This window comes from Rhodovulum kholense (assembly GCF_003053725.1).
GTDB classification, from domain to species: Bacteria; Pseudomonadota; Alphaproteobacteria; order Rhodobacterales; family Rhodobacteraceae; genus Rhodovulum; species Rhodovulum kholense.
The window spans coordinates 1-25,221 of sequence record NZ_QAYC01000027.1 but is presented as its reverse complement, the minus strand read 5'-3'; the positions used below and the strand labels follow the sequence as shown (position 1 = coordinate 25,221).

Genomic DNA, 25,221 nt, shown 5'->3' with positions numbered 1-25,221 from the left:
CTCGATCTCGGTTCTCGATCCCATCGGGGCCGACCCCTGGGGCGAGGGCGTGACCGCGCGGCGGATCGAGGCCGCGCTGCGCCGGATCGGCGCGCGGCCCGTCACCGTCAACATCAACAGCCCCGGCGGCGACTTCTTCGAAGGCCTCGCGATCTACACCCTGCTGCGCGAGCATGCCGCGACCGTGACCGTCAACATCCTCGGCATCGCCGCCTCGGCGGCCTCGGTCATTGCCATGGCGGGCGACGAGGTGCGGATCGCGCGGGCGGGCTTTCTGATGATCCACAATACCTGGATCATGGCCGCGGGCGACCGCCATGCGCTGGCCGAGGTCTGCGAATGGCTTGCGCCTTTTGACGCGACGGCCGTCGACATCTACGCCGCCCGGACCGGGATCGAGCGCGGCGGGATCGCCGCCATGCTCGACCGCGAGACCTGGATCGGCGGTCAGGCCGCGCTCGATCAGGGCTTTGCCGACAGCTTCCTGCCCGCCGATGCCGTGGATCTGGCAGGGAATGACAAGGAAACCGCCACGATGCGGGCAGAGCGCAAGCTCGATCTGCTCTGCGCCCGTGCCGGTCTTCCCAACGCCGCATCGCGCGCCCTCAAGCGCGATCTCAAGGGGGGCATGCCCGGCGCTGCCCCGACCGGCACGCCTGGCGCTGCCGACCTGACCCGGGGGCTGGAAGAACTTCTGGCCCAAGCCAAAACTCTCTGAAGGACCAAACCCATGAAGATCATGAAGCCGGGCGCCGCGCAGGCCGCCCTCTCTCAAGTCCTGCCCAAGGGGACTACGCCCAAGGGGCCCGCCGCATCCCTGACCGTGCCCAAGGCCGTGATCGGCACCCCGCGCATGGAGGCCGCGGGCTCGGTCGACCGGCTGCTGGCCGATGTGAAGGCCGAGCTCGGCCGGATCGGCGACGATGTGCGCCGCACCGCCGAGGATGCGCTGCGCCAGGCGCGCGCCAGCGGCGATGTCAGCGCCGAGGTGAAGGCCTCGGCCGACAAGCTTCTGGCCGAGTTCCACGCGCTCTCGGGCGCCCAGCAAAAGCTCGAGGGCAAGCTCGAGGCGCTGGAGACCCGCAATCTCGATCTCGAACAGGCCGTGGCCGAAGGCGGGCGCGGCCGGGCCAGCGCGGCGATGACCGTGGGCCAGGAGGTGGCGGGCGATGACAGCCTCAAGGCCTATGTGGCGGGCGGGCTGCAGGGCAGCGTGGTGCTGCGCCCGAAGAATGCGATCACCACCGCGACCGGATCGGCGGGCGGGCTGATCTGGCCGACCGAAGAGCGCAGCCCCATCGGCCTGCCGCGCCAGCGTCTGCCGGTGCGGGCGCTGCTGATGCAGGCCACGACCGATTCGAACATGGTCCGCTATGCCCGCCAGACCAAACGCGAGAATGGCGCCGCCATGACCGCCGAGGGGGCCGCCGCGCCGGTTTCCAGCTATGGCTGGAGCCAGGCCGATGCGCCGGTCAGGAAGATCACCCATGTCACCCATATCTCGGACGAGGCGCTGGCCGATGCGGGCCAGCTGCAGGCCGAGATCGATGGCGAGCTGCGCTATGGGCTCGATCTCGAGGAAGAGGCGCAGATCCTCGCGGGCGACGGCGCGGGGCAGAACCTGACCGGGCTGATCACCGTCGCGACCGCCTTCGCCGCGCCCGCGGGGCTGCCGGACGAGACCCGGATCGACCGGCTGCGTCTGGGGCTTCTCCAGGTGGCGCTCGCGAACTTCGCCGCCAACGGCATCACGCTGCATCCCATCGACTGGGCCGCCATCGAACTCCTGAAGGACGCCCAGGGCCGCTACATCTTCGGCAATCCGAACGAACAGGCCACGCCCCGGCTCTGGGGACTCGACGTGATCCCGACGCTCTCGCATTCCGCGGGCGAATGGATGTGCGGCAACTTCCAGATGGCCGCGACCCTTTACGACCGCCAGGAGCACGAGGTGCTGATCTCCTCCGAACACGGCACCAACTTCACCGACGGGATGAAGACCATGAAGGGCTCGAAGCGCCTGGCGCTGGCCAACAAGCGCCCCGCCGCCCTGGTGACCGGCGACTTCGTCTTCGCCTGATCCCCCGACCGTTCCCCACACCGTTCCCCCCTGCGGGTCCGTCCGGCCGATGTCCGGGCGGGCCCGCCCCTTGTCCCAGCATCTGTCCAGACCGGAGAGCGCCCATGCGCCTGACCCTGACCCGCACCCAGAAGACCGAGATCGGGCTTCTGCAACGCGGCATTCCCTATGAGTTCGACATGACCAAACCCGCCGAACGCGCCATCGCCGAAGATCTGCGCGCCCGCAATGTCGCCACCGAGATACCGGACGAGGCCCCGGCAGCCGCGAAGAAGGCCATGCCGAAGGCGGCGCCCGACCCGGACCCGGCGGCATGACCCGGATCCCGCTCGAGGAGCTCAAGCGTCACTGCCAGGCCGAGGGCTTCGAGGATGACGACCTGCTGCTGGCGGGTCTGGGCGCGGTGGCCGAGCGTTTTGTGGCCGATTACACCCGTCGCGATCTCGACGCGGCCTTTCCCGGGGGCTGGCCCGGGCCCTGCCAGCTGGCCGCGAAGCTGCTGGTCGCGCATTGGTATCGCAACCGCGAGGCGGTGGCCGAGGGCGCGGGCGCCGAGGTGCCCTTGGGCGTGCGCGACCTGCTGGCCGCCTATCGGGATCTCGGCTGATGGCCGCCCCCCGCGCGGGCGAGCTGACCCGCATTGTCCGGTTCGACCGCGCAATCCTCGTCGATGACGGGCTCGCCATGGTCGAACGCTGGGCCGCCCATGGCCCGCCCCAGCGCGCGACGCGCACCGATCTCAGCGACGGCGAACGCTGGCGCGCGGCCGAGATCGGCGCCAGCGTCACCACCCGCTTCGTGCTGAGGCGCACCGCCTTCACCGCCGATCTGACGCCGAAGGACCGGCTCAGCTGCGACGGCCTGAGCTTCGCGATCTCCGGGATCCGCGAACTGGCCGCCGATCCGCGCTTCCTGGAACTGACCTGCAGCGCGAGGACCGATCGATGAGCGTGACGATGAAGCTCGAGGGCTTCGCCGAGCTCGAGGCCGAGCTCGACCGGCTGAGCCGGGCCGCCGGGAAAGGCGCGCTGCGCCGGGCGCTGCGCAGCGCCGCCGAACCCCTGGCCGAACGCATGCGGGCCAATGCCCCGGCCGACGAGCACGCGCTCGAGGCCAGCATCGCGGTCTCGACCAGACTCTCGCCCCGCCAGCGCAAGGCCCATCGCAAGACCGTGCGGGACGACAAAGCCTCGGTCGAGATGTTCGTGGGCGCGGGCCCGCTGCCCCAGGCCCATCTGCAGGAGTTCGGCACCGTGTCGAACCCGCCCCAGCCCTGGGCGCGCCCCGCCTGGGAGGCCGAGAAGGACGCGCTGCTCGACCGGCTGCGCACCGAGCTGAAGGCCGAGATCGACAAATCCGTCCTCCGCGCCGAGGCCCGGGCCGCCCGGGCGGCGAAGGGCTGAGGCCATGGCCGAGAGCATGGACCGGCTTCTGCGCGCGCGGCTCCGCGCCGATCCGGGCGTGGCGGCGCTGGCGGGCGACCGGGTCAACTGGGGCGCCCATCCCCAGGGCGCGCCGCGCCCGGCGCTGGTGCTGCACCTGATTACCGGCGCGCCCGGCCGGACGCTGACCGGGCCGGACGGGCTCTGGACCGGCCGGGTCCAGATCGATGCCTGGGCCCGGGATTTTGCCGAGGCCGGGGCGCTGGCGCGCGCCACCATCGCCTGCCTCAACGGCCTGTCCGGGGCCACGATCCGCAGCCTCTGGCTCGACAGCCAGCGCCGCGACCGGGCGCCCGATCCCGACGACAAGACCTGGCTTTACCGGGTCTCGATGGACTTCACCGCAACATGGAGAGAGAGATGAGCGACATCACCGAGGCCGATATCGGCCATGGCGCCCGGCTGGGGCTGGCCACCGACGGGGGCGGGTACGAGGATCTGGCCATGGTCACCCGGATCAAGCCCATCGGCTGGACCCGGGACGAGGAAGAGGGCACCCATCTGCAAAGCCCCGACCTTTACAAGCAGTTCATCCCGGGACTGAAGGAACAGACCCCCTGCGAGGCCGATCTGAACTGGATCCCCAGCGTCACCGACCGGCTGATCGCGGCCTTCGAGGCCGGGCTGCAGGACTGGCAGATCACCGCGCCGAACGGGGTGCGGATGCAGTTTCCGGGCTTCATCACCGCTTATGAACCGGGCGAGTTCTCGAACGGCAAGATGACCGCCTCGGTCACCATCCGCCCGGCCGGCCGGGCCACGCTGCTGGAGGCGGAATGATGGCGAACCGCTTCAAGGGCGAGATCGACGCGCTGTGCGAGGGCCGCCGCTACACGCTGCGGATGGACATGCTGGCGCTGGCCGACTTCGAGGACGCGACCGGCGAGAACGCGCTGGCCTGGGCCGAGGCGGCCGAGGGCGGCCAGGCCTCGGTCGGCGACATGATCGAGATGATCCGCTGCACGCTCGCGCGCCACCATCCCGAGGCCGACCGCCAGCTGGCGGGCGATCTGCTGAGCGAGGATCCGGGGCTCCTGCTCCGGCTCTTCCGCGCCGCCTCGCCCGAGATCGCGCAAGACGACCGGGACGACGGGCCGGGAAAGCCGGTCCCGGTCCCCGCCGCCGGGTAACGCTGGACAGCCTCTTCGAGGCCCATGTCGCGGCCGGGTTCGACCCGGCCAGCTTCTGGGACCTGAGCCTGAGGGAATACGGGGCCGCGATGCGCGGCGCGCGCGCCCGGCTCCGGGCCGAGCACGAGGCCCGCGCCTGGCTTGCCTGGCATGTCGAGGCGCTGCACCGCTGCCGGTCCCTGCCATCCTTCCGGTCCTTCCTCGGCGGCCGGACCGGGCCCGGGGCGCCCCAGCCCGCAGCCGAGATGCAGGCCATGTTCGACACCGTCGCGACCGCCTGGGCCCGGGGGCCCGGGCCGCGCGGCTGAGGGAGTATATAGAGAGTGTCCCAATCGGTGATCGGCGCGCTCCGGGTCAATCTCGGGCTCGACAGCGCGAAGTTCGAAAGCGGCGCGAAGCGGGTGAAGGATCCGCTCCGCGCGATGAAGAGCCAGTTCCGCGCGGTGGCCGCGGCCGCCTCGGCCATGGGCGCGGCGCTGTCGGCGGCGGCGCTGAAGGGCGCGGGCGAGATCGACCGGGCGGCCAAGGCCGCGCGCCGCCTCGATGCCTCCATCGGCGCCTTCCGCGCGCTGGAACTGGCCGCGGGCGAGGCGGGCGTGCCGCTTTCGGCGGTGACGAACGACATCCAGAACATCGGCCGCGAGATCGCCAATATCGGCCTCAGTGGCAATGCCGACCGGGCGCTGACGCGGCTGGGGCTGGCGGCGTCGGATCTCGAGGGGCTCGATGCCGATGCCAAGGTCGCGACCATCGCCGATGCGGTGAAGGGGCTGGGGCTTTCTGCGGGCGAGGCGACGGCGGTGCTGCGCGATCTGGGCGTCCGGAACCGCGAGATGGCGCTTTTGATGATCCAGGGGGGCGATGCGATCCGCGCGGCGCGCGCCGATGTCGAGGACTATGGCCTGGCGCTCGACGCGGTCGAGGCCGGAAAGATCGAGGCCGCGAACGACCGGATCGCCCGGCTGGGGCTGATCGCGCGCTATGCGGGCCAGCAACTGGCGCTGCAGCTGGTCCCGAACCTCGGGCGCGCGGCGCAGGCGATGACCGAGGCGCTGCGCGAGGGCGGGGCGCTGCGGGCGGTGATCGACGGGCTGACCGGCAACCTCGCGCGGATCTCGACCTGGATCGGCACCGCCGTCGCGGCCTTCGGGATCCGCTATGTCGGCGCGCTGGCCGCGGCGCGGATCGCGACGCTGACCCTGGCGGGGTCGCTGGTCACGCTGCGGGGGGCGCTGATCCGGTCGGGCATCGGCATCGCGGTCATTGCGGCGGGCGAGCTGGTCTTCCGCCTCGGGCGGCTGGTGACGGCGACGGGGGGCTTCGGTGCGGCGCTGGCCGCGCTCAAGGCGGTGGCGGCCGAGGTCTGGGACCGGATCGCCGACGGGCCGCATCTGGTCGAGCTTGCGGTCCGGCAGATGGGCTGGGCGATCCGCGCGGACTTCCTCGAGGCCATGGCCGACATGCAGCAAAGCTGGTCGGGCTTCATCGGCAATGTCGCGACGCTGGGCGCGATGATCCCGGGCTTCGGATCCTCCTTCCGCACGCTGGCGGCCTCGGTCGCGGGCACCGGCGACAGCATGCGGGCGCTCCGCGAGGAAGCCCGGCTCGCCAGCACCTATGCCACCAATTACGGCACCCAGGTCGAGGGGCTGTTCGCCAACATGACCCGGCCGCTCGAGACGCTGAAGGCGCTGCGCGAGACCCTGGCCGCGAACGATCCGGGCAGCCTCGGCGGGCTCGGTGCGGGCGACGGGGCCGAGGATGGCGCTGGCGCGCTTGGCGGGATCCGGGCCGCGACAGACGCAACCGGCGAGGCGGCGCGGACGGCCAGCGACAGCTTCAAGGGCTTCTTCAAGGACCTGGTCTCGGGCTCGGGGGATGCGGGCGACGCGGTGGCCAAGCTCGCCGACCGGATGCTCGACGATTTGCTGGACCGGGCGCTGTCGCCGATCTCGGATGCGATGGGCTCGCTCTTCGACGGGCTGATCTCGGGGATGTTCGGCGGCGCGGGCGGGTCCGGCGGGACCGGCACGGTCACGTCGATTGCCAGCCTGATCGCTGGCGCGCCGGGCTTTGCCCGCGGCACCGACAGCGCCCCAGGGGGACTGGCCTGGGTCGGCGAGGCCGGGCCGGAACTCGTGAACCTGCCGCGCGGCGCGCAGGTGATCCCGAACGACCGGCTGGGCAGCCTCGGCGGCGGCGGCGGGGTGCGCATGGGCGATGTGCATGTGTCGGTCGCGGGCAGTTCGGCGAGCCCCGAAGAGATTGCCGAAGCGGTGCGGCAGGTCACGCGCGACGAGGCGCGGCGGGTCTATGCCCGCCAGCGCCGGGAGGGCGTCTGATGGCCTTCCCGCCCGAGGCCGTCCGCATCGCGGGCTTCACGCTGCGCCAGGTGACCTCCTCAATCCGGACGCAATCGCCCTACAGCTTTGCGCAGACCGCCTATGACTTCATGGGCGGGACCTGGGCGGCCGAGCTGACGCTGGCGGCCTTCGATGCCCGCGAGAGTGCGGCGATCTCGGCCTGGCTCGCGGGGCTGAACGGCCCGGCAGGCCGCTTCGAGCTCGACATGGAAGCGATGGACTATGAGGGGCCCCAGGGAACGATCACCGCCGATCCGGTGGTGGCGGTGGCGGCCTCGGCCCGGGCGCAGACGCTGGTGCTGCAACTGGCCACGGCGGCCGACACTATAGTAGCGGGCGACTATCTCACCCTCGACGGCCATCTGCATATCGTGACCGGGGCCGAGGCCCCCACGGCCGCCTTCCGGCAGACCCTCACCCTCTGGCCCCGCCTGCGCGCCCCCGTCGCGGCGGGCGATCCGGTGGCGCTGCGCGCGCCTTACGGCAGCTGGGCGCTGGCCGGGCCCGAGACCGCGCTCGCCGTCAGCCAGGCCCGCCTCCGGACCCGCACATTGCAACTGGTCGAGGCGCTCTGATGGATACCAGCGGCGACCGGATCCTCGGCCTGCTGGTGCAGTGCCGGTTCGACAGCGGGGATCTGGCGATGTTCACGGGCCATGGTTCGGTCGAGTGGGAGGGCGTCACCTATCTGGGGGCGGCCGGGCAGATGCTCCGGATCGGCGAGGCGCAGGAGACCTCGGGCGGCGAGATGCCGGGGCTGACGCTGACGCTGTCGGGGCTCGATCCCGAGGTGGTGGCGCTGGCCGAGCTGGAGGAGTTCCAGCGCCGCCGGGTGACGCTGCGCCTCGCGCTTTTTGGCCCCGAGGGCCAGATCGAGGCGGCCGATGTGCTTTGGGACGGGCTCGCGGACACGCTCGACAGCGATGACGGGCCAGAGGCCGCGACCGCGACGCTCGCCTGCGAGGAACGCGCCATGGATCTGGGCCGCAAGCGACCCTTCTACTACCTGCCCGAGGATCAGCAGCGCCGCTTTCCGGGCGACCGGTTCTTCGACCTCGTCCAGGCCATCCAGAACCGGGAGGACACATGGGGGAGATAATGCGGCGCGAGGGCTGGGAATTGCGGTTGGCGGCCGAGATCCGCGCCTGGGAGGGGCGGGCCTTCGCCTGGGGGTCGGCCGATTGCCTGGGCTTTTGCCGGGCGACGGCGCGGGCGATGACCGGCACCGATCCGATCCCGGATCTGCCCGACTACGAAAGCGAGATGCAGGCCGCGAAGGGGCTGGTGGGCCTCGGCTTTGCCTCGCTCGAGGATCTGGTCGACGCACATCTGCCGCGCGTGGCGGTCGCCCGGGCCCGGCGGGGCGATTGGGTGATGACGGCGGCCGAGGGCGTCATGCCCGGCGCCATGGGCGTGGTCACCGGCCGGCATGCCGTGCATCTGGCCGAGCGCGGCCCCGTGCGCCGCCCGGTCCTCGACGCGGAGGTGGCATGGCGCATCGGGTGATTTGTCTCGCGGGGGCGGCGCGGATCGGCGCGCCCCTCGCGGTCCTGACCGTGGCGCTGATCGTCACCGCCGCGCCCGCCGCCGCGATGCCGCCGGTCGGGGCAGCTTTGGCGGCGGCCGCCGGGGGCTGGGCCGCGGGGCTGACCGCGACCGCCATCATGGGCCAGGCCGCCATGGCCTTCGTGCTGTCGGGCGTGCAGATGGCCCTGGCGAAGAAGCCCAAGGTCAAGACCCGCGACGAGATCACGCTGAACCGGATCCAGCCGGTGACCGCGGGCCTCATCCTCTATGGCGAACGGACCCTGGGCGGCACCATCATCGCCCGCTCGACGACCAGCTTCGATGGCAAGCCGCATCTGCGCTATCATTCGGCCATGCCGCTCGCCTGTCACCAGATCGACGGCGCGGTCGAGATCTGGCTGGGCGAGACCAAGGTCTGGACCGAGGCGCAATACCTGAAGGACGCGGCGGCAGGCACGGGCGATCCCTATCTCTGGGGCCAGATCGACAGCGACTACAAGGGCCGCATCCACCTCAAGGTGCATGACGGGGCCGAGGACCAGGCGGCCGATCCGCTGTATGCCGCGGCGGCCTCGGAATGGACGGCCGATCACCGCGGCCGCGGCATCGCCTGGGTCTACTTCTCGGCCAATTACGACCGCGACCTCTTCCCGACCGGCGCGCCGCAGATCCGCGTCCGGGCCCGCGGCAAGCGCGTTTACGACCCGCGCGAGTGGACCTCGACCCCGCTCGCCTCGGCCAGGGCCGTCCGCCCGACTTCGCTCTGGGCTGGCTATGACGGCGGGGCCATCGGCCGGACCTCGGGGGCGAGCTATCCGCAGGGCGAATCCGACGCCGCCTGGACCGGCGGCCCCATCGCCGCGCGGTTCCACTTCGGGCGCCGCTATCCCGGCGGGCTCACCCCCGAGGCCGGGCTGAGCCCGGATCTGACCGCGCAGGACGGCGACACGCTCGATTACACAAGGATGGCGCTCGACGCGGATCTGTTTGCTGCCTTCGATGTCGCCTTTCCGGCCGACCCCGAGGGCGTGATCTGGGAACAGGGCGGTTCGGGCTATGGCGCCTATCTGGGCGTGACCGGCGGCGATCTCGTCTTTCGCGCCGGATCGGGCGAGGTCGCGGGCGAGGACCTGGCCCGGGCCACGCTGCCGGTCGCGGATCTCGCCGGGCGGCGCGGCACGATCTATGTCGAGATCGACAGGGCGGCGGGCGCGGTCGCGCTGTGGTTCCGCGGGCGGCGCTATTCGACGAACCCGGCGCTGTGCCTCCGCGATTACGCCCTGACGCCCGAGCTTTTTGGCGGCATCGGCTGGACCGAGGCCGATCTGGACGAGGCCGCTATCGTGGCGCTGGCCAATGCCGCCGAGGAACCGGTGCCGCTGGCCACGGGCGGCAGCCAGCCGCGCTATGCCTTCAACGGCGTGCTCGATACCGAGGCCAGCCCGCGCGAGAACCTCGATGCGCTCTCAAGCGCCTGGGGCGGCTGGTGGTCCTACGACCGCGGCAAGCTCGCCGTGGGCGGGGCCGCCTGGGAAGACCCGGCCTTCACCGTGACCGAGGACATGCTGACGGGCGGGATCAGGGTCACGGCGCGGCGACCCTTCGAGGAGCAGTTCAACACCGTCAAGGCGCAGTTCGCCGATGCCGGGGCCGAGCATGTGGTGACCGACCTGCCGGTCCTGGCCTCCGAGACCTATCGCGCGGCCGATAATGGCGAGCGGCTGGTGCGGGATCTGGGCGAGCTGCCGGGCGAGACCGATCCGGTGCGCGGCCAGCGGCTGATGAAGCTGGCGCTTCTGAAGGGGCGGCGCCAGCGCCAGGTGATCCTGCCCTGTTCGCTCGCCGCCTGGGGCGTGCGCCTTGGCGACACTATCCGCGTCACGATCCCGCGCCGGGGCTGGGAGGCCAAGGCCTTCGAGGTCACGGCCCGCGCGGTCACGGTCGGCCCCGAGGGCGTCCAGGTGCGGCTGACCTGCCTGGAAACCGGCCCCGCGATCTTCGACTGGCGCACCAGCGAGGAACAGGCGCGGCCCGCGGGCGGCGTGCCCACGCTGCCCTCGCCCACGGCCAAGCCCCGGGTCTCGGCCCCCACCATAACCGAGGAGCTTTACGAGACCCGGGGCGGCGGCGGGGTCAAGACCCGGGTCCGGCTGGCGGCCAGCAGCGACAACCCGTTCATTGACGCCTGGCAGTTCTCCTGGCGGCCGATCACCGAGACCGAGACCACCGTGCGCGGCCTCACGGACACGCCCGAGGACCTGATCGACGACATGGCGCCCGGCACCTATGTCTTCGGCGCGCGCGGGCGCAACACCCGCGGCATGTGGTCGGACTGGGTCTATGCGGGCGCGGCCGCGGTGCAGGGCGAGAACGCCCCGCCGGTTGCGATCACCAACCTGGCCGGGCAGTCGGCCGGGGGCGCGGTCGCGATGCTGCGCTGGGACCAGCACCCGTCGCTCGACGTGCGCCAGGGCGGCTGGATCGAGTTCCGCCATTCCGCGGCGCTGACCGGCGCGACCTGGCAAAGCTCGGTCACCGTCGGCAAGGCGGTGCCGGGCGGGGCGACGGACGCCTCGCTGCCGCTCAAGACCGGCAGCTATCTCGCGCGGCCCTATGACGCCAGGGGCAATCCCGGCCCGGTCAGCGCGGTCGCGCTGCGCGCCGCCTCGCTGGTGCCGATGACAGAGGTCGCCCGCCTCGACGAGGCCCCGGGCTTTGCGGGCACTAGGGCCGGTTGCTCGGCCGCGGGCGGGGTCCTGTCGACCGACGAGGGCGCGACCGAGGCGCTCTATTATTTCTCGGCGCTCATCAACCTCGGCACGGCCGGGCCGGTGCGGCTGGTCAGCGATGTCGGGATCCTGATCGAGGAACGCCAGGACCGGATCTTCGGCCCGCCTTCTGGACCCCGCCCGACGGGCTCTTCTGGCAGGGCGGGGCCGATGCCTATGGCGATCTCGACACCCAGGTCCGGGTCCGTGACGACGCAACCGCGACCTGGGGCCCCTGGCAAAGCTTCGATGCCGCCGAGTTCGACGGGCGCCTCTTCCAGATCCGCGCGGCGCTGTCTGTCGAAAGCGCGGCCTATGCGCTGCGCGTCACCCGCCTCTCGGTCGCGGCCTTCCGCGCGACCTGAGGCCGATTCCAGCCCCCAATCCCCCCCAAAAGACCCCGAGGAGCCCATGACCCAGGCCACCTATATTCCGAACGTCACCCACACCAAGGCCCAGGCCTTCGCCTTCTTCCAGGGCGCCCTGGCTGCCGCCGCCTCGACCAATGCCGGACCGACCCCGCCCCCCGAGACCTGGCCCGGCATGCTCTGGGTCGATACCGCCGCCAAAGCGCTCAGGATGCGCAATGAGGCCAATAGCGGCTGGATCGCGCTTGGCGGCTATGCGTCTGACAGCTTCGTTCCGGCCGGGCTGCGGGAACTGACCGAGGCGCAGGCGCTCGACAGCAGCGGCACGGCCTATGGCATGCTGACCGGGAAGATCCTCGCCGCGCTTCTGGACAAATACGACAGCACCAATACCAGGGCCGCCTGCCACCAGTTCCATTCGGACGGGTCCTCCGAGCCCGGGATCGTCGCGATTGGCGATTTTGCGATGGCGCATGTCGCGTATTATTCGGCGCAGAAGGGCTCGGATGGCTGGCGCATGGCGTTCTCGTCCGATGAGGGCATGAGCTGGGGGCCATGGATCGCGCTGCCCGGCGATTATGCCAACGAGACCGGCGGGGCCGGGACCTTTCCCCTGACCGAGGGCGCGTTTCTCTGTCCGTTCCAGTCCTATGCCAGGCGGGCGGTCACGTTGCCGAGCGGCTCGGGCACCGAGCTTTTCCCCGCGCTCACGACCGAGACCGTCCGGGTGCCCGCCCTGGCCACGCATGTGCGGTTTGCCGTCGTGAGGAGCCGCGCGGGCGATGCGGTCCTGACCGTGACCCTCTCTCCCGCGGGCGCGCGGACCGAGCTCTGATCCCCCGAGACCCATCCCGAAGGAGACCGGCCATGGCCGACGATACCGACATCCCCCGCGACCGCCCCGGGGTGGGGCGGACCCTCCGGGCGCGCCGCCATGCTTGAGGCGACCGACAGCGCGCTCCGCACCCTGCTGGCGCTTCTCGGCGCGCTGGTGCTGGTCTGGCTCCGCACCGATGGCATGGCGGTGATCGCCCGCATGGGCATCGTGCTGGCCTCGGGCGCCATCGGCTATGTCGCGGGCCCCGAGATCGCCCTCTGGATGGGCACGCCCGAGCGCCTGACCATCGTCGGCGTGACCGTCCTCGGCCCGCTGGCGCTGGAAACCGCCGCCGCGGCCCTCCTCTGGCTGAAGCGCGACCCGGCCCATCTGGCGGAAATGCTGCGCCTCTGGCGGGGCGGCAAATGAGCCCCGCCCTCTATCTCACCCTCACCGCCGCCATCTGGCTGGCGCTGATCGTCTGGCCCTGATCCGGGGCCGCGCCGACTTCCCCATCCCTGACAAAGCCCAAGGAGGGCAATCCAAATGAAACTCGTGCCCAACTGGCGCGCGGTGCTGCGCCGTGCGTGGTCGGTGTGGATTCTGGCCGCCATGGTCATCCTCTCGGGCCTTGAGGCCGCCGCCGCGCTGCTATCCGCCGACATGCTGGGTCTGCCGCCCGATCTCTACGCCGCCGCCGTGGGGCTGCTGTCCGCCGCCGCGCTGCTGGCCCGCGTCATTGCCCAGACCGGGCTTGCGGGGGCAGACGAATGATCCGCCGTCGCACCGCCGCCGGTGGCGCCGCCGCGGTGATTGCCGCCGCCGTCGCGCTGATCGCCCCCTGGGAGGGCCTCCGCACCGCGTCCTACAAGGATATCGTGGGCGTCTGGACGATCTGCTACGGCGAGACCCTGGGCGTCGGCGGCGGCCAGACCGCGACGCCGGAAGAGTGCCGGGACCAGCTCGCCCGCCGCACCGCGCAGTTCGAGGCCGAGATCCGCCCCTGTCTGCCGCCCGAGCTGCCCATCGAGACCCGCGCCGCCTTCGTCTCGGCCGCCTACAATATCGGCTCCGGCGCCTTCTGCCGGTCGAGCATGTCGCGTCGCGCGCTCGCGGGCGATCTGCCCGGCGCCTGCGATGCGCTGACGATGTGGGTCAAGGCGGGCGGCCGGACCGTGCCCGGGCTGGTCACCCGCCGCACCGCGGAACGCGCGCTATGCCTGTCCGGCCTCGACTGATCCTGGCGGCGGCCCTGCTGCTGGCAGGCTGCGGCGGGCTGCCGGTGCCCCTTGGCCCGAACGTCGCGGCCAACGTCCAGGCCGGGGCCGAGAACGTCCAGGGCCTGAAGGTCGAGAACGCGCCTTCCATCGTGCGCCCCCGCGCCCGCGAGATCCGACAGGAGCAATCGGAGAACCGCCTCCGTGCGGACCGCGTGGAAACGGTGATCGTCAACGAGATACCTGCCTGGATCGTGCTGGTCGCCCTGATCGGGTGGATCGCCCCCTCGCCAGGCGAGATCGCGCGACGGATCGGCCAGGCGGTCAGGGGAAAACGGGTCGATACAAGCTCTCAGTAGTCGTCGCAAAACCAATGGAGCAGCGTGGATGCGCCATCGTTCGAGGCATATGCTCGCTTGTCGCCAGCGCATCCTTCTTCACAACAGCCAGAACCCCACATCTCTATCGACGGGCAAACCGGAGCCCAGGACTTGGCAGCGACGTTCATGTCGAGTGCCCACCGTATACACCCGCAGGCTATCGCTGTCGGCGAGCCGCTCATCGATCCTTGAAACGATGCGTCTAAGCGCAGCATCTGATAACCTTGCTTCGAAGACCGAATACTGCACGCGCGTGGCTTCCGCCTCAAGCAATGCCGCGACTTGGCGCCTCACCCTGTCGCTGGATATGTCGTAAGTGATGATCCGAAGCATTGCTGACCGTACCACGATGCTATGCCTCCATGAGGTATGGAACGAAATCCGAAGATGTGCCGCTGCGGATTGATCGGACAAGAAAACGGCACTGGAGAAGCATGAGGGCTCTCCACCCCATTTTGCCCTTTCGATCAGGGCGATTCACTCGCCTGGCAACGACGGCCTCATATCCCTGGACCAGCGCCTGTCGCCCTTCGGTCGACAGGTCTATCTTGCCGACGTCAGTCTCGCAAAACATGTCGGCCGAAAGACGCCTCGCATTGAAGAGAAAGACCGCCAGACCCTCTGTGGTTGCAGCCCGGAACGGTTCCATCATGTCGAATACCAGGCCGTCATGTCTGTCACGTGATCCATGAAGAAATGCGAAGCCTGGATGCAGCCCGGAACCTTGAACCGCGGCACGTATGTCACGCTCCAGAATGCCGGTTAAATAGTTGATCGCGGCATTGAGTGGGCTTCTGGCAGGACGTTCCCTCTTGAATGGAGCCCCGGCTCCGGCCAGGAGACTGATCGCACGCCAGTAATGCGCCGAGGATGCCCCCTCGAGGCCCATCGCCGCTTCGACGCTTCCGGCCGTTTCTAGCTTTCCCAGTTCGCGCTTCATCGCCTGAAGAGCCTCTTCCACCGGTGCCAGCCCCTGTCGCCGGTTGAGGCGAGAAAGCTGCGTACGTTGGTTCCGTATCCGGCTCTCGACAAGACTGCGGGCGATGCAGAGCCGGAAATCCTCTGTCAGTACAGCCTTCGCCTGCGCGAGGTGCAGCCCGCCTTTCCGGCTGAGGCGCGGTTCGACGGTGCCCCGTGTCTGGCCATACCCGTCGACCGCGGCCAGCGGCGTTCCGCTGTCCATCGCCAGAAGGACAGCACCATGATCGAAGCCAACGTCCGGGCCGACTTCGATCCGGCCAATCCGGTGTTGCCCGATCGCGATGAGTTCGGCGCCGTCCTCGCGCCGGACCGAAAAGCTGCGATTCCGAGTACCGAGACTGTGTTCGGGATCGAGTACATAAAGGACGCGATTTCCCTGGTCGAACCTGGACCCTTTCTCTTCGAGCAGGATCACTCCGTCGTCCGTCACTTCCGATTTCAGCGGCTTTGACGGCACCGCTGGCTTGGGTTCCGCCTTTTCTTGAACCGCGAGGTTCTTCAGGAAGAGATAGCCGATAAAGTTGAACCCTCTGTCGAAATTGACGATACGCGTGCCTTCCTCGTGCAGGCGCAGACGGTGATGCGACAGGATCTCGACGCAGTGGGCCAGGGCCTTTTCCGCCCGCCGTTGCGACTTGCAGAGGATGACGAAGTCGTCGGCAAAACGCACCAGTTTGACGCCGCTTTCCTCGATCTCCTCGTCCAGAGCATCAAGGTAGAGATTGGACAGCAGCGGTGACAGCGGCGAGCCCTGGACCAGGCCGACGCCTTCGGTTCCGAGGCCTTTGCCCTGGTGCGCCAGCAGCCGTTCCGTCAACGAAAGGACCGGCCCGGCTCCTGGGATACCGGCAATCAGCTCCTTCAGCTTTCCCATGAGGATGTCGTGGTCGATATTGTCGAAATAGCGGACGATGTCAGCCTCGATCACGAATTCATAGCCCCGACTTCGCCATTGCTCGATCCGGGCGACGGCCTTCGTCACGCCGCGGTTCGGTCGGTATGCGAAGGAGCATTCCTCGAAATGCGGCTCGAGGATTGGCACCAGCGCCGTGGCAATGCTGGTATGGACCACCCGGTCCCGGATGCTGGGAATCGCGAGAATGCGGTAGCCGGGTTTCTTTTTCGGAACGCTGACCTTGCGGTAAGGGCGCGGGACATATTCGCCGCTCAACAGGTCGGCGCGCAGCTGGTTCAGCCGGGCGAAAAGGTCCGAGCGGAACTCATGCCGCGTCACTCCATCCCCTCCGGCGGACCCTGCATTGGCATCGACGCGGGCCCATGCAGCGTTGAGGGCATCATAGCCGGTGATGCTGTCCCATAGGTCCGGGGCGGCATTTTGCATCGTTTCACCTCATAGTCCTGACGGCTCCGGTCCCCCGGCGGATTTGACCTGGGACCGGTTTCCCCCGCTGCTGACTGTCTCAGGCCGCTGTCAGAAAAGCGGTCATGCAGAACGTGACCCATCTTAGGAGGGGGATATGACTGTCTCAGGCCGCTGTCAGAAAAGCGGTCATGCAGAACACTTCACCCGCTGAAAGAAAAGGAAAGGGTGCAAGTAGGTCTCAGGCCGCTATCAGAAAAGCGGTCATGCAGAACACTTCACCCGCTGAAAGAAAAGGAAAGGGTGCAAGTAGGTCTCAGGCCGCTATCAGAAAAGCGGTCATGCAGAACACTTCACCCGCTGAAAGAAAAGGAAAGGGTGCAAGTAGGTCTCAGGCCGCTATCAGAAAAGCGGTCATGCAGAACAAAGAGGAGGCGGTCATGACCCGTTCGGCTGGCTGTCTCAGGCCGCTATCAGAAAAGCGGTCATGCAGAACCCAGGCTCCTGTAGGAGGCTGACAAGGCATGAATAATATGACATCGTTCCGAAGGAAACAGAAGACTCTGCGAATTTTTCGCCTGCGGAACCCGGAATGCTTGACCACATCACGATATTTTCCCTTTTGAACAATGGCTTACTCGTTTTCTGAAGGCAATTCCGCATGCGTGACGTCGTTTCAGGCGCCGATTGTGGTGCAGTTGAGCTTCTTTACCCATCTGGTGTTCTATCGCATCGTCATTTCTTTCACCCTCCAAGATCAGGCCCGTCCTTGCCATCTCCGCAGGTCCATTTTTCACGAAACTAATATAGGGAGGCCCATCCATGGCCAAGCATCTTCGCCCGATCAGCGAGAGCTATACCGATTTCCGTGAACCCGAAAAAGACCGCCGCCTGGGGCGCGGGCTGCACCACGACCATGAGGGGGACCAGATCCGCCCGGCGGCACTTCCCGGCTACCTTTCTGCAAACCCGAAGGCGCTCTTGCGGCAGACGATTGCCATTCTCGACAAGGTGGTCAAAAAGCGCAACCGGTTGAGCGCCATGCATCCCGAAGCCTATCGCGACAGGGTGTATCTGGCAGAGGCGCTGTGGATGCGCCTGATCTCGCGGATCAGGGAAGTCGAGAAGATCGATGAGGCAGAGATTTCCGAACTTCGCCGACTATGGAATGCCAAATCGCATCCCTATGCCATGTATGAGGTGGTTCCCTCGGGGCCGCTGAACGACAGGAACGGGCAGGCAATCCAGAAATACCGCGATGCCGATGGCCCCGAGGATCCGGTCATCGCGCGTACGGATTTCGAGGGCGTGTGGCATGGCCGGTTCTGGCAGGAGGACCCCGGGCGGGTGGATTACGGCGCCATCGCCGACCGGATCATCGCCCATCTCTTTGATCAGGAAATCGTCATCGGTGGCGGGCCCAGGCGGATAGGTTCCGTTTCGGTGCCCGAGGGCGATCCGAACGGCACGCCCGGACCGGAGACGGCACGCGGCCTGATCGTCGCGCGGGGCGAAGCCATCTCGAGAAGCGCCAGCGATCCACGAACGCCCTCAGGAAAGCTGCAGGCCCAGGCCACATGGACGATATGCGCCGAGGCCCGGTATTTCGGCGATGACGGCAAGGGCGGATCGGATATCGCAAAGGCGATCTTCGAGGAACTCGAAAAGCCGGAGAACCATGCGGGACCGATCTACCCGTCCTGGTTCGGCTCGCGCCTTTTCGACCATTTCGGCAGCTTCAAGAAAAGCCTGCCGCTGGAGAGAAAGGACCCATTCAAGGACCAGATCTGGGCGCTGCATAATGCCGTTCGGCAGTATTACCAGCGCCTCGCCAAGTCGGATCGTTTCCGCATTGCCCTCCGGAAGGCGCAGGCCGACGTGCCGGACAAGAGCGAACTTCTTTCGTTGCTTCCCAAGGATCGGCAGCATCTTCTTCTGGTCCTGGGGGGCAAGAAGAGGAATGCCGAAATGAGCGAGTTCATCCGGCTTGGCAAGCTCTTCGTCCATGCCAGCGATGCCCTTCATGACTTCAGGGAGGATGACCCTGCGGCATTGGAAGCATTCGAGAAGCGGATGACCTTTCTGGCAACCAGCATCGGCCAGAGCGAGATCAAGCAGATAGAGACCTTCGCCAGAACGTGGCGCAGCGCCGTTGGCCTGACGCTTCGCACGTTGAAAGGGCTTGCAGATCCGATGGCAAATAGGGGTAGCCCAAGAAACCGGGATATCAGCACAAAGGAAGTCATGATCGACGCTTTCAAACAGTTCGATCAGAGACATTTCGAGCGGCACATTCCGATTATCTTCGGCCTCAAGAACCTCAAAGGCGGCGACTGCCCTTCGCGCGCGTCGATATTCACGGGCAACAAGCACAAATTCACGGGCAACAAGCACAAGAGCCAGCAGGCAGAGTTGCTCTGGGCGATGATGTGCGTCGTATCTACGGTCCGCAACCGGACGAACCATTTCAATGTGCGCCGGGCCCTTATCAGATTGCTGGAAGGAGGGATCGTTCATCCGATACCGGGTGACCCCAGCAAGCTAAATGTCGCCAACCGCAAACCCCAACAGGTGTCCCCTGCTGCTCTGGATGCGTTCAAAGAGCTGCTGGAGTTCGACCTTGCAATCCAGAAGGATGCGGTGCGGACAGCCTTGGAGCAGGCCAAGGCCGACGAATTCGTCGAGATGGACAACCTCAAGCATCTGGTGGCGCATCTCGCCGGCACGGACGACATCACAGCCTTGAACCTCCCCCGGTTCGCCGCCGTCATGGACAAGGTGCGCCGCCTTGCAGATAACAATGACGTCGATCTTGCCCCTGGGCTTGTCACGCTTCAGAAGTCCCTCCCGCCGAAGGACGACCAGAAAGAGAGTGATGCGGCTCGATGCCGTTACCGGCTGCTTCTCGAACTCTACCAGTCCGGCTTTCGCGGCTGGCTGTCTGGTATTCAGTCGGACGCCGAAGGGAACAGGGAACTTTGCCATTGGGCTGTCCAACAGGTCGGGCGCTCCAAAGATGCCAGGAAAACGAAATACGATGCACGGACGAAGCGGTACTACCGCTCGCCGATCTCGCTGATCGACGATCTTGGCCTCGATCGCTACGACGACATCTCGGCGCTTCTCGATGCGTTGGCCGCGCAGTCGACGCGCGAGCAGGGGCAGGATCTGAAATACACCCCTGATGCAAGGGTTCAGAGGCAGGGGGCGAACCGGATCGAGGAGTTCCGGCAGGAACTTTTCGCACATATCTTCGCCAAGTATCTTGGGAAACCTGGCCCAGAAGACCCTGATTTCGGTTGGATCGGCGAGATCGATACCAAGCGTGACTGCTGCGACCTCGGGGAGGTCCTGAAGAGCTTCCAGCCTCCAGAACAGGCATTCCGCGCGGACTGGCACAGCCAGTTCTATGCCTGGCTCTACATGGTCCCGCCCATAGAGGCCTCACGCCTGCGCCACCAGATGCGCAAATCCGCGTCAATGGATGGCAAATGGTCCGAGACGCTTGAACTGTCCTGCGGCGAGCGCAAGGAACGCGACGAGCGGGCCCAGGGCATCCTTGCCGACATGGACCGCCTGTTCTCGCTTTACACCAAGGTTCAGGCCGCGGGCTTCAGCGGGCAGGAACACGAAGGAGCTTTGGAAGAAAAGGGACTGTTCTATCAGGACGCGTCCTTCTTCAAGGAAGTGTACCAAGAGGAAGGTACCGCCAATTATCACACGACCTTTCCCGGGACCCGCAGTGGGTTGCGTCAACTCGTCCGCTACGCCCATCTGCCGCCTCTGACGGGGATATTCGAAAAGCACAAGGTTACAGCGGACGAGGTCAAAAGCTTCGCCGGGCTTCACAACGAAAAGCGCCGCGATCCGGACAAGATCAACTGCGTAAAACAGCGGGAAGGCTTTCGGGGGGAAATCCTGCAGTCGATCAAGGACATCCCGAAGCCCAAGGACAAAAGCTATAGTAAGTTCCTTTCGGATCTGGAAGAGAAATGCCGGAATTACCAGACGGTCGCGACCGCAGCCGCCATCCATAACTTCCAGGCGAACGGGGCGCGCCTCAACGATCACGTGCGCCTCCATCAGATCGTCATGCGTGTCTTGACCCGGTTGACTGACTATGCGCTTATCTGGGAACGTGACTGCCTGTTTGCGTTCGTCGGCATGCTGTACAAGGAAACAGGCGGAACCGGGCTCAAGCCCGCCTTTGGGCCCGGGGTCAGAAAAAATGCCTTGCCGCAGATCGGCATCCTCGTGACGGCGCCGGACCTCTTGAGGAGGGCTGAAACAGAGTCAGATCACGTCTTCATCCCATATCTGGATCCCGAAACGGGCTTCGACGCGCCCAAGTTCGAAGACCGGTGTAAACTGTTGTCCGAGGTCCATTGCCAGAAGTTTCAGCTTCATTTCATAGATGCAGGTGAGCGTCCAAGTGACCAGATGCTTCGTTCGAATGAGAAGCCGGGCGGTTACGACGCATGTAAGACCTTCAAGCGGGGCACGCGCAAGCAGGACATCCGGAACGATCTGGCGCATCAGAACATTCTCGATCATCCTGGAAGGCGTGGCTTGAATCTGACCTATGTGGTCAATGCGGTCCGCTCGCTGGTGAGCTACGACCGGAAACTCAAGAATGCGGTCCCGAAATCGATCAAGCGGATCCTCGGCGAGGAAGGGCTGATCATCGAATGGCAGATGAAGGACGACCGGCTGAAGAAGCCGACGATTTATCCCGATGTGGAAACGCACCTGACAATGGTCCCGCCGCATATGATGTCCGCGCCCGTCAGCTTCACCCTGCCGAGGGCATCGGTGCGACTGGTCTCGATGACGCGGGCCATGTTCGACTTCGGCGGGTCCGGCTACGGGGACGAGGTTGTCCTGGCGGGGAAGACGGTCAAACAAGCGGTCTATCCGGATGCGTTCACGGCCCGTTTTCCGCAGACGCCGGAAACCCTGAAAAAGGAGACGAGGCTTGTTTTTACCTCAGAAAAGGAGCAAATCTCTGATTGAGAAAGAAAAATTTCGGAGATCGCGCCAGTCAAGCCCGGAACCGAGGCTGAAAATGCGCCAGGACGGGATTTGCTTCAGATCGCCGCCGCCTTCCTTGTTGAAAAGCAAGGGGCTGCGGAGATCAGGGTTCTGCATGACGGTCTTTCTGACGACCGCCTGAGACTCCCTGTTGAAACGTGAGGGGGTGGTTCGTGTTCTGCATGACGGTCTTTCTGACGACCGCCTGAGACTGGTTGATGAAAAGGCCTAGTAGAACAGCCGTTCTGCATGACGGTCTTTCTGACGACCGCCTGAGACCCAGGATGGTTGCTTTGAACATGGCGCTCTGTTCTGCATGACGGTCTTTCTGACGACCGCCTGAGACCCGACTCACAGCCTTCGCGCTTATCACCAGCGCTGGAGGCCATTGGCCGCCCTTTCCGAAGCGGTCAGGTATTGACGGCCGAGGCCGGTCTTCGCAGCATCCGGAGGGCGCGCTTCAAGGGGACTGGAATATCATGCTGACATTCGAGGACTTCCTCGCCGCGGTACCGGCCCTCGATCTTTCCCCGGCCTTTGTTCAGGATGACCGGCCCGGCCTGATCGTCGACACACAGTCGGCGGCGGCGGGCATATCGCTTGTCAAGGCATCCGAGCGCAATGTTCTGGGCGTCCGTCAGTCCAGCGTAATCGCGATGGTCCTGAACGAGAACCTGCCGCTGCATGGCGCGGAACTGGGTCACTTCGCCTCTCTCGCGGACCTTGTCCGCGGTTGCTCGTGGAAAGTTGAGGATGCCAGCCCCGACAGCGTGACGGGGGTGCTGTTTCTCGCGGCAAGGCTGTCCGGGGTGGCTTTGCCCGATGCCGTGCGGGACCAGTGGCTGCCCGCGATTTCGGACTGGGAAGGAACCGGTGTTGTCGACCGGCCGGAACGATCCTGGCCAGCGCTTGCCGCCGCGCTGAGCCACAGCGTTTTGGGGGACCGCAGCGTCGGGGTGGCCCGCCATGGTCCGTTCTGCCGAGCCTGGCAGATGACGATGGGGTTCGCGGTGGAAGCTCTTCGAGCTGGATGGGATCCTGCCGAGATCCCCGTCTCTGCCGATGGTTCATACCTGGCCCAGGCCAGGGCTGCTCTGGAGGAAGAGCGGGCGCGGTACGAACGCAAGCTTTATGCCCAGCAGGTTCACCAGTTGAGCCTTCCCATGAAGGAGTGCGGGAGGCGTCGGCTTGTCGATGCCATCGTCACCAGCGAAAGCGAGTTCACCGGGTCTCTGAAAGTTTTCGCCCGCAATGATCGCACGCATGCCCCCCTGGGCCGCGGCTTCACCGTGCTGGTTATCGTTCGCCCGGGAAGCAAGGAGACCGCGCCGGGAAACTGGGTCACCGTCTCGGTCGATACACGGGCGGGCGTGCATCTGCTTGACTTCTGGCGAGAGATAGAACGGATGGAGACGGCCGAATGGGATCGTCAGGCTGTCCGGCGGCCGCCGCGAACCAAGGATAGCCGCCTTCTCGTCGGTTTGCCCGAACACGAGCAGAAGTATCACCAGACATGGTATATTGACCCGGGGCACAGCCTGGTCGCCTCGCCCCATGCCGTGTCCCGGATAGCGGGAAGCGCATCCGCCGGAGAGCAGGTCCCAAGCCAGCTGAAGCTCGATGCGGTTCTCGAGGCACTTTTTCGGATCTACGATCCTTTCGCGCTCGTTCCGGTGACAGATCTTGAAGACGGCACCTTGAAGCGCTTGCCCGACGTGAAAACATCAAGGCGCACTGGCGGAAAGCATGTCCTGAGTGCCTGCTGGTCCAGGGAAGACCCGTTGCCGCATCCGGCGAGCCCCGCAAAGCTCTGCGGTCTGTTTCCGACTGCTGCGCGCGTCATGGGGGCTCGGACTTACGGCGTGTCGCCAGAGCGAGCGATGCAGGACGCACCCGATCTTGAGGATGTCGACCTCGTATCTTTTGGCCAGGGGATCGCGGTCTTGACAGATGGCGGCGTATTTCTGCTCGACTCGGGACGGAGACGCGCCGCTCGATTGGATGTCGCCCGCGAAATGGTTCGAACCCTTTCGGATCTGGCGGATCGTTTAGACAATATGCAGGCTGAGGTCGCCAAGCGAGCTGAGGAACAGGCCAAGGAACTTGAGAGCCGTGCGCGCATTCGAACATGGCTGGCACATCAACGGTTCTGCACATGTCTGAACGCCGAACTGATCCGCATCCGCGGGAGCCTTGACCAACCACTCGAAACCAAGCTGGCCGGTCTGCAACCTCTCAGCGACGCCATCTCATTGAGATGGAATATCCGACCACGCCTGCGGGAGCTGACGAATGAAATCGAGGCGCTGCAACAGAACGGAAGGGCGGCAGAGGAACTTCGTGCATTTCGCGCCGGGAGGTGGGCTGCGGCGCTGGCTCTTGCTCTTGTCACGGCTGATGCATTGGCCGGTCGGGTTACGCATGCGCTCGAGGCTTCCACCTTCTCCTGGGTCTACTATGCGCTCGCCTATCTGGGCGATTGGCTTGAGGTGACTGTGTTCATGGCGATTTTTTGCGGGGCTGTAGCCCTCATTTTTCTGGCCAGCGTTGGTCTGCGCGGGACTCCGGCTCCGTCGTCAAACCGATAGTCGGCAGCGACAACAGCTTGGTTCTCTAGCAAGCCAAGCTGCGCCCGACACCCGCGATTTTCTCTGGGTTCCGCCGCGATACACTTCGCGATGCAACTTATTGATCTCAAATGAGCGGTTACCTAGAGGCGATACAGTCTAACTTACTGTTTTTCCGCAAGTAGCGAACGACCCTACGGGCTGCCATTCCATAAAAGCAGCGTTGAAATCACTCACGTTTTCGCGGTTTTTGTATCAGGAATCGTAGGTGATACACTGTTCCCGGTATGTTCATTGCCCATAACCAGTTTTTTCAGCTGCGCTGCACGCGTGTACCGTCGGCTTCCTGAAGGGTCTGGTGACCACCCCATGCCATAATCGCATGCGCGGAGCCGCCCGCTTCAGCGATGGCTGTCAGTCGTGATTTTCGAAGACCATGTGCAGACTTGCCGATGCCGGCGGTCCGAGCTGATTCGGCAATAAGGTTGCCAAGCCCCTTCACGGACCGGACCTTGCCGTTTGCATCAAGAAAGGTGAACCCGCCAGATGTGACCTGCAGGGCGTCTTTCACTTGCCGCAGTTCCAAAGCCCATCCACGTGCGACCGCCGGAAGGGCGCTATTCCATGGAACGTGTGCGGGCTTGCCCACCTTGCTTTGCCGGTAAATCAGAACGCCATCATGGTCGATGTTGCGAGGCCCAAGCGCTGCTGCGTCAATCGTCCTGGCGGCTGTCCAGAACACCAACTCAAAGGCTGCGCGGGCGGTCGTCCCAATTGGTCAGCGCTCCCGGTAGACAGCAATTTCGGCTGCGCTCCAGGCGGGAAAGCCCTCGGATTTCACAGTGCGGCGCTTGACCTGAATGGATGGGTCGGCTTCGATTTCGCCGCGCCTCTTGGCCCCGGCCATCACGCGCCGCCATGCCTTCAATCGCGTGTTTGCTTTTCCGTCTTACAGTTTGGCCAGATCGGCTTCGATGTGTTTCGGTCTGATCGCCCTGATTTGCGCTGTTCCATAGGCTTCCGACATCGCATCGAATTCGCGCTTCATCGCGCTGCGATAAATTGCGGAAAGGGACTTCCAGTCCCGGCCTGTCTGTTCGGGCGCTGTTGCGCAAATCAGCTGACGACCGCAGTTCCCCTTTCCCCGGACACACTTATCCCATGGCCACGGTGAGCGGGATGCCGAGCGCCGTGAAGCGGTTGAGGACCGCCGCCCGGATCTGGACTTC

General features: G+C 66.2%; 25 protein-coding genes and 1 CRISPR repeat array. Of the genes, 21 read left to right on the top strand and 4 right to left on the bottom strand.

The genetic code is table 11. The annotated features are described in order from the left end of the window. The 19 genes from C8N38_RS20195 to C8N38_RS20105 form a co-directional block, all read left to right on the top strand. Positions 1-718: head maturation protease, ClpP-related (locus tag C8N38_RS20195; protein WP_108028925.1), on the top strand; the 718-nt coding region annotated here is incomplete at its 5' end. Between the two features lie 12 nt (positions 719-730). After that, the gene (locus C8N38_RS20190) at positions 731-2,080 is read left to right on the top strand and encodes a phage major capsid protein (RefSeq protein ID WP_245895826.1); all 1,350 of its coding nucleotides are present in this window, start codon (positions 731-733) and stop codon (positions 2,078-2,080) included. Between the two features lie 104 nt (positions 2,081-2,184). Next, complete coding sequence (locus C8N38_RS20185) at positions 2,185-2,397, top strand: hypothetical protein (protein ID WP_108028924.1); 213 nt, start codon at positions 2,185-2,187, stop codon at positions 2,395-2,397. Then, positions 2,394-2,687: a head-tail connector protein gene (locus C8N38_RS20180; RefSeq protein WP_108028923.1), complete on the top strand. Its 294-nt coding sequence runs from the start codon at positions 2,394-2,396 to the stop codon at positions 2,685-2,687. The genes C8N38_RS20185 and C8N38_RS20180 overlap by 4 nt, the downstream gene beginning before the upstream one ends. Further along, positions 2,687-3,028 carry a head-tail adaptor protein gene (locus C8N38_RS20175; RefSeq protein ID WP_108028922.1) on the top strand — a complete coding sequence of 114 codons (342 nt, stop codon included), beginning with the start codon at positions 2,687-2,689 and terminating at the stop codon, positions 3,026-3,028. The genes C8N38_RS20180 and C8N38_RS20175 overlap by 1 nt, the downstream gene beginning before the upstream one ends. Beyond that, positions 3,025-3,483 carry an HK97-gp10 family putative phage morphogenesis protein gene (locus tag C8N38_RS20170; protein ID WP_108028921.1) on the top strand — a complete coding sequence of 153 codons (459 nt, stop codon included), beginning with the start codon at positions 3,025-3,027 and terminating at the stop codon, positions 3,481-3,483. Before C8N38_RS20175 ends, C8N38_RS20170 begins: the two co-directional genes overlap by 4 nt. Positions 3,484-3,487: 4 nt before the next feature. Next, positions 3,488-3,886 carry a DUF3168 domain-containing protein gene (locus C8N38_RS20165; protein ID WP_108028920.1) on the top strand — a complete coding sequence of 133 codons (399 nt, stop codon included), beginning with the start codon at positions 3,488-3,490 and terminating at the stop codon, positions 3,884-3,886. Further along, positions 3,883-4,302 (top strand): phage tail tube protein, encoded by a 420-nt coding sequence (locus C8N38_RS20160; protein WP_108028919.1) that lies wholly within the window; start codon positions 3,883-3,885, stop codon positions 4,300-4,302. Before C8N38_RS20165 ends, C8N38_RS20160 begins: the two co-directional genes overlap by 4 nt. After that, positions 4,302-4,652, top strand: a complete 351-nt coding sequence (locus C8N38_RS20155) for a GTA-gp10 family protein (RefSeq protein ID WP_158272401.1) — start codon at positions 4,302-4,304, stop codon at positions 4,650-4,652. Before C8N38_RS20160 ends, C8N38_RS20155 begins: the two co-directional genes overlap by 1 nt. An 89-nt stretch (positions 4,653-4,741) precedes the next feature. Then, positions 4,742-4,960, top strand: a complete 219-nt coding sequence (locus C8N38_RS20150) for a hypothetical protein (RefSeq protein ID WP_108028917.1) — start codon at positions 4,742-4,744, stop codon at positions 4,958-4,960. Positions 4,961-4,975: 15 nt separating this feature from the next. Further along, positions 4,976-6,994, top strand: coding sequence for a hypothetical protein (locus C8N38_RS20145; RefSeq protein WP_108028916.1), 2,019 nt, complete (start codon positions 4,976-4,978; stop codon positions 6,992-6,994). Next, on the top strand, positions 6,994-7,590 hold the full coding sequence (locus C8N38_RS20140) for a hypothetical protein (protein ID WP_108028915.1): 597 nt from the start codon (positions 6,994-6,996) through the stop codon (positions 7,588-7,590). Before C8N38_RS20145 ends, C8N38_RS20140 begins: the two co-directional genes overlap by 1 nt. After that, on the top strand, positions 7,590-8,114 hold the full coding sequence (locus C8N38_RS20135) for a hypothetical protein (RefSeq protein ID WP_108028914.1): 525 nt from the start codon (positions 7,590-7,592) through the stop codon (positions 8,112-8,114). Before C8N38_RS20140 ends, C8N38_RS20135 begins: the two co-directional genes overlap by 1 nt. After that, on the top strand, positions 8,102-8,521 hold the full coding sequence (locus tag C8N38_RS20130) for a DUF6950 family protein (RefSeq protein WP_146176331.1): 420 nt from the start codon (positions 8,102-8,104) through the stop codon (positions 8,519-8,521). The genes C8N38_RS20135 and C8N38_RS20130 overlap by 13 nt, the downstream gene beginning before the upstream one ends. After that, complete coding sequence (locus C8N38_RS20125) at positions 8,506-12,513, top strand: phage tail protein (RefSeq protein ID WP_108028912.1); 4,008 nt, start codon at positions 8,506-8,508, stop codon at positions 12,511-12,513. The genes C8N38_RS20130 and C8N38_RS20125 overlap by 16 nt, the downstream gene beginning before the upstream one ends. Positions 12,514-12,612: 99 nt before the next feature. Then, on the top strand, positions 12,613-12,924 hold the full coding sequence (locus C8N38_RS20120; RefSeq protein WP_108028911.1) for a hypothetical protein: 312 nt from the start codon (positions 12,613-12,615) through the stop codon (positions 12,922-12,924). 117 nt (positions 12,925-13,041) lie between these two features. Further along, positions 13,042-13,269 carry a DUF7940 domain-containing protein gene (locus tag C8N38_RS20115; protein ID WP_108028910.1) on the top strand — a complete coding sequence of 76 codons (228 nt, stop codon included), beginning with the start codon at positions 13,042-13,044 and terminating at the stop codon, positions 13,267-13,269. Next, complete coding sequence (locus tag C8N38_RS20110) at positions 13,266-13,733, top strand: lysozyme (protein ID WP_108028909.1); 468 nt, start codon at positions 13,266-13,268, stop codon at positions 13,731-13,733. The genes C8N38_RS20115 and C8N38_RS20110 overlap by 4 nt, the downstream gene beginning before the upstream one ends. Next, on the top strand, positions 13,712-14,071 hold the full coding sequence (locus C8N38_RS20105) for a bacteriophage spanin2 family protein (protein WP_108028908.1): 360 nt from the start codon (positions 13,712-13,714) through the stop codon (positions 14,069-14,071). The genes C8N38_RS20110 and C8N38_RS20105 overlap by 22 nt, the downstream gene beginning before the upstream one ends. A 78-nt stretch (positions 14,072-14,149) precedes the next feature. Here the strand turns inward: C8N38_RS20105 and cas2 are convergent, their stop codons facing one another. Both cas2 and cas1 read right to left on the bottom strand, forming a co-directional pair. After that, positions 14,150-14,425: a CRISPR-associated endonuclease Cas2 gene (gene cas2 / locus C8N38_RS20100; protein WP_108028907.1), complete on the bottom strand. Its 276-nt coding sequence runs from the start codon at positions 14,423-14,425 to the stop codon at positions 14,150-14,152. A 19-nt stretch (positions 14,426-14,444) separates the two neighbouring features. Further along, positions 14,445-16,415 (bottom strand): CRISPR-associated endonuclease Cas1, encoded by a 1,971-nt coding sequence (gene cas1 / locus C8N38_RS20095; protein WP_108028906.1) that lies wholly within the window; start codon positions 16,413-16,415, stop codon positions 14,445-14,447. Positions 16,416-16,491: 76 nt separating this feature from the next. After that, positions 16,492-16,890: a CRISPR direct-repeat array (repeat unit 37 nt; unit sequence GTCTCAGGCCGCTATCAGAAAAGCGGTCATGCAGAAC). A 326-nt stretch (positions 16,891-17,216) separates the two neighbouring features. Here cas1 and cas13a point away from each other — a divergent pair. Continuing rightward, positions 17,217-21,407 carry a type VI-A CRISPR-associated RNA-guided ribonuclease Cas13a gene (gene cas13a / locus C8N38_RS20090; RefSeq protein WP_108028905.1) on the top strand — a complete coding sequence of 1,397 codons (4,191 nt, stop codon included), beginning with the start codon at positions 17,217-17,219 and terminating at the stop codon, positions 21,405-21,407. 497 nt (positions 21,408-21,904) lie between these two features. Further along, positions 21,905-24,013: a YggN family protein gene (locus C8N38_RS20085; RefSeq protein WP_108028904.1), complete on the top strand. Its 2,109-nt coding sequence runs from the start codon at positions 21,905-21,907 to the stop codon at positions 24,011-24,013. Between the two features lie 292 nt (positions 24,014-24,305). Here the strand turns inward: C8N38_RS20085 and C8N38_RS20080 are convergent, their stop codons facing one another. After that, positions 24,306-24,734 (bottom strand): site-specific integrase, encoded by a 429-nt coding sequence (locus tag C8N38_RS20080; RefSeq protein WP_245895827.1) that lies wholly within the window; start codon positions 24,732-24,734, stop codon positions 24,306-24,308. Between the two features lie 36 nt (positions 24,735-24,770). Further along, a complete protein-coding gene (locus C8N38_RS22180; protein ID WP_281258247.1) occupies positions 24,771-24,899 on the bottom strand; it encodes a hypothetical protein in 129 nt (42 codons plus the stop codon). Positions 24,900-25,221: the final 322 nt, after the last annotated feature.

Bases quoted from the DNA above. Each gene is read 5' to 3' on its own strand.
- C8N38_RS20140 (WP_108028915.1), top strand. From the start codon at position 6,994: ATGGCCTTCCCGCCCGAGGCCGTCCGCATCGCGGGCTTCACGCTGCGC.
- C8N38_RS20190 (WP_245895826.1), top strand. From the start codon at position 731: ATGAAGATCATGAAGCCGGGCGCCGCGCAGGCCGCCCTCTCTCAAGTC.
- cas2 (WP_108028907.1), bottom strand. From the start codon at position 14,425: ATGCTTCGGATCATCACTTACGACATATCCAGCGACAGGGTGAGGCGC.
- C8N38_RS20125 (WP_108028912.1), top strand. From the start codon at position 8,506: ATGGCGCATCGGGTGATTTGTCTCGCGGGGGCGGCGCGGATCGGCGCG.
- C8N38_RS22180 (WP_281258247.1), bottom strand. From the start codon at position 24,899: ATGGCCGGGGCCAAGAGGCGCGGCGAAATCGAAGCCGACCCATCCATT.
- C8N38_RS20175 (WP_108028922.1), top strand. From the start codon at position 2,687: ATGGCCGCCCCCCGCGCGGGCGAGCTGACCCGCATTGTCCGGTTCGAC.
- C8N38_RS20185 (WP_108028924.1), top strand. From the start codon at position 2,185: ATGCGCCTGACCCTGACCCGCACCCAGAAGACCGAGATCGGGCTTCTG.
- C8N38_RS20120 (WP_108028911.1), top strand. From the start codon at position 12,613: ATGCTTGAGGCGACCGACAGCGCGCTCCGCACCCTGCTGGCGCTTCTC.
- C8N38_RS20180 (WP_108028923.1), top strand. From the start codon at position 2,394: ATGACCCGGATCCCGCTCGAGGAGCTCAAGCGTCACTGCCAGGCCGAG.
- C8N38_RS20160 (WP_108028919.1), top strand. From the start codon at position 3,883: ATGAGCGACATCACCGAGGCCGATATCGGCCATGGCGCCCGGCTGGGG.
- C8N38_RS20135 (WP_108028914.1), top strand. From the start codon at position 7,590: ATGGATACCAGCGGCGACCGGATCCTCGGCCTGCTGGTGCAGTGCCGG.
- C8N38_RS20150 (WP_108028917.1), top strand. From the start codon at position 4,742: ATGCGCGGCGCGCGCGCCCGGCTCCGGGCCGAGCACGAGGCCCGCGCC.
- C8N38_RS20110 (WP_108028909.1), top strand. From the start codon at position 13,266: ATGATCCGCCGTCGCACCGCCGCCGGTGGCGCCGCCGCGGTGATTGCC.
- cas13a (WP_108028905.1), top strand. From the start codon at position 17,217: ATGGCCAAGCATCTTCGCCCGATCAGCGAGAGCTATACCGATTTCCGT.
- C8N38_RS20170 (WP_108028921.1), top strand. From the start codon at position 3,025: ATGAGCGTGACGATGAAGCTCGAGGGCTTCGCCGAGCTCGAGGCCGAG.
- C8N38_RS20115 (WP_108028910.1), top strand. From the start codon at position 13,042: ATGAAACTCGTGCCCAACTGGCGCGCGGTGCTGCGCCGTGCGTGGTCG.
- C8N38_RS20130 (WP_146176331.1), top strand. From the start codon at position 8,102: ATGGGGGAGATAATGCGGCGCGAGGGCTGGGAATTGCGGTTGGCGGCC.
- C8N38_RS20165 (WP_108028920.1), top strand. From the start codon at position 3,488: ATGGCCGAGAGCATGGACCGGCTTCTGCGCGCGCGGCTCCGCGCCGAT.
- C8N38_RS20105 (WP_108028908.1), top strand. From the start codon at position 13,712: ATGCCTGTCCGGCCTCGACTGATCCTGGCGGCGGCCCTGCTGCTGGCA.
- C8N38_RS20155 (WP_158272401.1), top strand. From the start codon at position 4,302: ATGGCGAACCGCTTCAAGGGCGAGATCGACGCGCTGTGCGAGGGCCGC.
- cas1 (WP_108028906.1), bottom strand. From the start codon at position 16,415: ATGCAAAATGCCGCCCCGGACCTATGGGACAGCATCACCGGCTATGAT.
- C8N38_RS20085 (WP_108028904.1), top strand. From the start codon at position 21,905: ATGCTGACATTCGAGGACTTCCTCGCCGCGGTACCGGCCCTCGATCTT.